Source organism: Kineococcus halophytocola, assembly GCF_041276425.1.
Classification (GTDB): Bacteria; Actinomycetota; Actinomycetes; order Actinomycetales; family Kineococcaceae; genus Kineococcus; species Kineococcus halophytocola.
Genome location: NZ_JBGFTU010000044.1, coordinates 1 through 5,787, shown reverse-complemented (window position 1 = coordinate 5,787; position 5,787 = coordinate 1). Strand labels below are relative to the sequence as shown.

Here is a 5,787-nt window from a genome sequence, read left to right as displayed (position 1 = left end):
CGTGGGGTAGGTGGGCTTGGGCGATGTCCCACTCGGCGTCGGTGAGGTCGGAGGGGTAGGGAGTCCTGGTGGGGACGCTCATGGTCCTACCGTGCACACATCACCCCCTTTGAGGACAACCTCTGAGGGGCCGGTGCGTTCGGGCGAGGACCTGGAGGACGTCGGCGTCCACCGTCGGCGCGACCGTACGCAACGGGTTCGACGGGTCCACCCGACGAGTATCGCTATACCGATAGCGTCATCGCAATAGCGATAGCTGGGTCGGTCGGCGACTCGCGTCAGCGCCAGCCCAACACCACCGCGATCTCGTCCACGCCCACCCCGAGCACCCCGCTGCGCTCCACCGCACGGTCCGACCCCGACAGCACCTGGACCGACGAGGTCCGGGGCGTGACGACCCAGACCTCGTCCACCCCGCGCTCGACGTAGAACGGCACCTTCGCCCACGTCTCGTCGCCGGGGGACTCGAACTCCACGACGACCTCGGCCGACGGGACGTAGAGGGTCGCCTCCTCCAGAGAGGTCGACGTCCACCCCGTGTCGGGCACCCGGTCGTCGTGGTCCCCGGTCCCGAGGTTGAACGGCCCCGTGGGGTGCAGCCCCCGTTCGTCCACCGTCGCCGCGAGCCCGGGCCCAGCCGGTACGCCAGCCGACCGTGGCTGCTGTGCGGGGCCGGGACGAGGTGGAGCACCCCGTTCCACACCTCGTCGCGGCCGCCCTGCCCGAGCCGGCGGCGCTGCGCGAGCCAGTCGTCCAGGAGGCCCCCGTGCACGACGACGTCCACGGGAGGACCGTCAGCTGTAGACGTGCGGGGCCAGCGTCGCAACGCAGTCGAGGTTGCGGTACTTGTCCGCGAAGTCCAGCCCGTACCCGACGACGAACTCGTTGGGGATGTCGTAGCCGACGTACTCGACGTCGACCTCGACCTTGGCGGCCTCGGGCTTGCGCAGCAGCGCGCAGACCTTCACCGACGCCGGCCCGCGGGAGGACAGGTTCGCCAGCAGCCAGGACAGCGTGAGGCCGGAGTCGATGATGTCCTCCACGACGACGACGTGGCGGCCGAGGATGTCGGTGTCGAGGTCCTTGAGGATCCGCACGACGCCGGAGCTCTTGGTGCCCGAGCCGTAGGAGCTGACGGCCATGAAGTCCATCGACAGCGGGATGTTCATGGCCCGCGACAGGTCGGCCATCACCATGACCGCGCCCTTGAGGACGCCGACGAGCAGCACGTCCTTGTCGGCGTAGTCGCGGTCGAGGTCGGCGGCGAGCTCGGCGATGCGGGTCGCCACCTGCTCCCGGCTCAGCAGGACGTGCTCGAGGTCGGTCCCGGCGGTCGCGGCGTCCACGCAAGTCTCCCGTGGTTCTCAGTCGAGGGGTGGGGTGAGCACGAGCCTGCCACACCGCCGGGTGCCCTCGGCACCACCCGGCAGGTGCACGGGTCCCTGCCCGCGCCAGTCCAGCACCAGCGCCTCCAGCGCGTCGACGTGCCCGGCGCCCAGGGCGCTCGCGGGGCAGCCGACCGCGAGCGCCGCCGCGCGCAGCCACCGGCGGCGCAGGGCGGCCGGGGCGGGCCGCAGGTCGGCCACGGCGGCCGAGCCGCCGGTGAAGGGGTCCGCGCCGGCGGCGAGGGCGTCGAGGGCGTCGGCGTCGTCGCGGGCGGCGCGGGCGGTGCGGGCCAGGGCCGCGGCGATCCCGGGGCCCAGGGCGGACTCCAGCAGCGGCAGGACGTCCCGGCGCACCCGCACGCGCGCGAACCGGTCGTCGGCGTTGGCGGGGTCCTCCCAGACGGGCAGGTCCTCGTCGGCGCAGGCGCGCCGGACGGTGGCGCGCGCGAGGCCGAGCAGGGGCCGGTGGAACAGCCCGCGGGTGGGCGGCATCCCGGCCAGCGAGCGCGTCCCGGACCCGCGGGCCAGGCCCAGCAGCACGGTCTCGGCCTGGTCGTCCAGGGTGTGCGCCAGCAGCACCGCGACCGCCCCGGCCTCGGCCGCAGCGGCCTCCAGCGCGGCGTACCGGGCGGTGCGGGCGGCCGCCTCGGGACCACCCGTCCGGCCCACCGCCACCCGCACCGCGGTGACCGGGTCGAGCCCGAGGTCGTGCCCGAGGGTGACGACGCGGGCGGCGACGGCCGCGGAGCCGGGGTGCAGGCCGTGGTCGACGGTGACGAGGCCGGCGCGCCGGTCCGCGGCGCGCGCCTCGAAGGCGGTGGCGGCGGCCAGGGCGAGCGAGTCGGCCCCGCCGGAGCAGGCGACGAGCACCGGGCCGGGCGGCAGGGCCCGCAGGGCGCGCCGGACGGCGACGCGGACGGCCGCGACGGCGGGGGGCGGACCGCTCACCGCACGTCCCGCCGCTCAGCCGTGGACGCGGGCGACCCAGGCGGCCGGGTCGGCGATCTCCGCCGGCCGCGGCAGCTCCTGCGGGCCGGTCCAGACGGCGTTGAGCCCGTCCCAGCCCACGGCGGCGACGACGCCGCGGACGAACGCGGCCCCGTCGGCGTACTGCCGGGTCTTGGCGTCCAGGCCCAGCAGCCGGCGCAGCACCTGGTCCAGGCCGCCGCCGCCCTTGCGGCGCTGGGTGAAGCGGGCCCGGATGGTCGCCACGCTCGGCACGACCTGCGGGCCCACCTCGTCCATGACGACGTCGGCGTGCCCCTCCAGCAGCGACATGACGGCGACGAGCCGGGCGACCCGTTCGCGCTGCGCGGGCGTCTGCAGCAGGTCGGCCAGACCGATGCCGGACCCCCCGGCGGTGCCGCGCAGGACGTCCGGCAGCGACTGCAGGACACCGGTGAGGCGTTCGGTCAGGTCCCGCGGCTGGGCCAGCAGCTCCCCGGACAGCCCGCGCGCCTGCGCGGTGACGTGCTCGCGCAGCCACGGGTGGGCCCCGAACTGCAGCCGGTGGGTCTCCTCGTGCAGGCACACCCAGCGGCGGAAGTCGTGCGGGTCGACGCCGAGGTCGCGTTCGACCTGGACGACGTTGGGCGCCACCAGCAGCAGCCGTCCCGGTTCGAGGTGGCCGGCGGGGGCGTCGACGCCGTGGAAGACGTCGAACTGGCCCAGGACCCGGCTGGACAGGAACGCCAGGAGGCTGCCGAGCTCGGCGCCGGTGGTGCGCCGGCCCACGGCGGTGCTGGCCCGGTCCACGACCTGCCCGGCGCGCCCGGGCGGCGACCCGGGCCGGGAGGGGACGGCGACGGGGGCCAGCAGCGCCCGGAAGGCGTCGACGTTGGCCTGCGCCCAGGAGGCGCGGTCGACGACGAGAGCGGGCGGCACCGGGTCCGGGGAGGGCAGGTGGGCGGTGTGCGCGACCGGCCCGGCGGCCTGGGCGGCCGCGGTGCGCAGCTCGGCGACGACGTCGTCGATCTCGTCGCGGCCCAGCTTCGGGCCCGGCCCGGCCAGGCGGCCCGCGACCTGCGCGGCGAGGTCGAAGTCGACGAGGTCGACGACGGACCGGCCCGGTGGGCGGTCGTCCTCGGGGGCGGCACCACCGGGACCGGTCCCGGCCGCCTCGTCACCGCGTGCGTGCATGACCGCACCGTACGCGGCCGGGGACCGGGGACCGGGAGGGGGCGCGGGGAGGGGCGCGGGTCTCAGCGGCAGCCGCAGCCGGCCAGCGCCGTGGCGAACCGGTCCTGGGCCCGCCGCGCGGCCAGGGACCCGCCCGGGGGCACGCTGTCGGACATCACGGCGAAGGCCAGCAACCGCCCGTCGGTGTCGCGCAGGAACCCGGCCAGGCTGCTGACCCCGGTCAGCGTGCCGGTCTTGGCCCGGACGACGCCCGCGGCGGCGATCGAGTCCGGCTGGTCGTAGCGGTCGGTGAGCGTGCCGGTGACCCCGGCCACGGGCAGGCCGGCGGCGACCGGGCCCAGCTCGGGGTGCTCCCCGGAGGCGACGAGCGTGAGGACACCGGTCAGCGCGGCGGCGGTGATCCGGGTGCCGCGACCCAGGCCGCTGGCCCCCTGCAACTGCACCCCGGCGACGTCCACGCCCAGGGCGGCGACCTGCTCGACGACGGCCACCGAGGCGTCGTCGAAGGAGCCGGGACGGCCGGTGGCCAGGGCGACGCGGCGGGCGAGGACCTCGGCGAGGGTGTTGTCGCTGGCCGTCAGCATGAACTCGACCTGCTCGGCGGTCGTGGCCGAGGAGACGGAGCCCAGCACCTGCGCGTCGGGCGGGGCCGCGGCCCGGACGACGGGCCCGTCCCCGGCGTCCAGGACGGTGATGCCGTCGGCACCGAGGGCCTGGGCGAAGACGCGGGCCGCGGCCATCGCCGGGTCGGCCGCGCGCGGGGCGTATTCCCCGGGCACCAGGCGCGCCTCGTCGACGGCCAGCGGCGCGATGGGCATGACGAACCCGGCGCCGACGTCGCCGGCGCCCCAGCCCGGTGACGTCGCCGGGCCGGTGAACAGGCCGTCGTCGAGGCGGACGGCGACCGCGGTGCGGCCGGCGGCGCGCAGGGCGGCGGCGGTCCGGGCGGCGAGGTCGCCGAGCCCGGCGTGACCGTCGACGGCGTCGGGGTCCCCGGCGCCGGCGGCCAGCAGCACGTCCCCGCCGGCGACGAGGACGACCTCCTCGGGCGTGGCGCCGGCGACGACGCGCGTCCGGACGCGGGAGGTGTCGCCCAGGGCGCGCAGGGCCGCGACGGCGGTGAGGATCTTCGTCGTGGAGGCGGGGGTGCGCGGCACCGTCTCGGCGCCGGCCAGCAGAGACCGGCCGGTGCGGGCGTCGACGACGCTCGCGGACACCGACGCGCCCAGGGCGGGGTCGGCCAGGAGCGGGGCGACCGTGCGGGCCAGGGCGGCCGGGTCCGGGACGGGGGCGCCGGCGTCCAGGGTGGGCAGGACCGGCGCCGGGGACCCCGGCGGCGGCTGGGCCCCGGGGGCCGTGGGCAGGGGGCTGGCGGTCGGGGCGGGCGTCGTCGTCAGCGGGCCGGGGACCGCGCCGGCCACGTCGAGCCCGGCGTACCCGGCGGCCAGGACCACGACGGCGGCCCCGGAGGCCAGGACCGCCCGGACCCTGCGCACGCCGCTCCCCCGTCGTCCTCCGGCTCGTCCGCTCGTCACGGGTAGCGCACAGCGCGTCGCACCCGGTTCGTTCCACGGCCCCTGTCTGCGCGACACTAGCGCGGTCCGCCGCCCGGGAGCCCTCCGGTCGGCCGCGAACCACACCGTGACGGACGGGGTCGGGCGACCCCGGTCGAGAGGAGCCACGTGAGCACCCCAGTCGAGTTCGACGCGACCATCGAGATCCCCAAGGGTCAGCGCAACAAGTACGAGGTCGACCACGAGTCCGGGCGCATCCGCCTGGACCGCATGCTCTTCACCTCCACGCGCTACCCGCACGACTACGGGTTCATCGAGGGCACGCTGGGCGAGGACGGGGACCCGCTGGACGTCCTCGTCATCCTCGAGGAGCCCACGTTCCCCGGGTGCCTCATCACCTGCCGCGCCATCGGCCTGTTCCACATGCGCGACGAGGCCGGCGGGGACGACAAGATCCTCGCGGTGCCCGCGGGCGACCCGCGCTGGGACAGCATCCAGGACCTCGCCGACATCAGCGAGTTCGACCGCCTGGAGATCCAGCACTTCTTCGAGACCTACAAGGACCTCGAGCCCGGCAAGAGCGTCGAGGGCGCGAACTGGGCCGGCCGCGAGGAGGCCGAGAAGGAGATCCAGGCGAGCATCGAGCGCGCCAAGGGCACCTCGTACGAGCTGGGCGCCTCCGGGCACTGACGCCCCGCGGTGAGGGGGGGTCGTTGACGCGACGCGCCGGTAGGTTCGGCGCTTCGCGT

6 protein-coding genes are annotated in these 5,787 nt (G+C 76.5%); 1 reads left to right on the top strand and 5 read right to left on the bottom strand.

The features are described 5' to 3' along the window. Positions 1-278: 278 nt before the first annotated feature. The 5 genes from AB2L27_RS19985 to dacB form a co-directional block, all read right to left on the bottom strand. On the bottom strand, positions 279-614 hold the full coding sequence (locus AB2L27_RS19985) for a Uma2 family endonuclease (RefSeq protein WP_370443249.1): 336 nt from the start codon (positions 612-614) through the stop codon (positions 279-281). A gap of 180 nt (positions 615-794) precedes the next feature. Next, the gene (hpt, locus tag AB2L27_RS19980; protein WP_370443248.1) at positions 795-1,346 is read right to left on the bottom strand and encodes a hypoxanthine phosphoribosyltransferase; all 552 of its coding nucleotides are present in this window, start codon (positions 1,344-1,346) and stop codon (positions 795-797) included. An 18-nt stretch (positions 1,347-1,364) separates the two neighbouring features. After that, a complete protein-coding gene (gene tilS, locus AB2L27_RS19975) occupies positions 1,365-2,333 on the bottom strand; it encodes a tRNA lysidine(34) synthetase TilS (RefSeq protein ID WP_370443247.1) in 969 nt (322 codons plus the stop codon). A 15-nt stretch (positions 2,334-2,348) separates the two neighbouring features. Further along, positions 2,349-3,524, bottom strand: coding sequence for a zinc-dependent metalloprotease (locus tag AB2L27_RS19970; RefSeq protein ID WP_370443246.1), 1,176 nt, complete (start codon positions 3,522-3,524; stop codon positions 2,349-2,351). Between the two features lie 62 nt (positions 3,525-3,586). Then, positions 3,587-5,020, bottom strand: a complete 1,434-nt coding sequence (dacB, locus tag AB2L27_RS19965) for a D-alanyl-D-alanine carboxypeptidase/D-alanyl-D-alanine endopeptidase (RefSeq protein WP_370443245.1) — start codon at positions 5,018-5,020, stop codon at positions 3,587-3,589. Between the two features lie 186 nt (positions 5,021-5,206). Here dacB and AB2L27_RS19960 point away from each other — a divergent pair, with 186 nt between their 5' ends. Beyond that, positions 5,207-5,728, top strand: coding sequence for an inorganic diphosphatase (locus AB2L27_RS19960; RefSeq protein ID WP_370443244.1), 522 nt, complete (start codon positions 5,207-5,209; stop codon positions 5,726-5,728). Positions 5,729-5,787: the final 59 nt, after the last annotated feature.

What these genes read in the sequence shown, in the direction of transcription:
- AB2L27_RS19970 (WP_370443246.1), bottom strand. Translation starts at nt 3,524, where the DNA reads ATGCACGCACGCGGTGACGAGGCGGCCGGGACCGGTCCCGGTGGTGCC.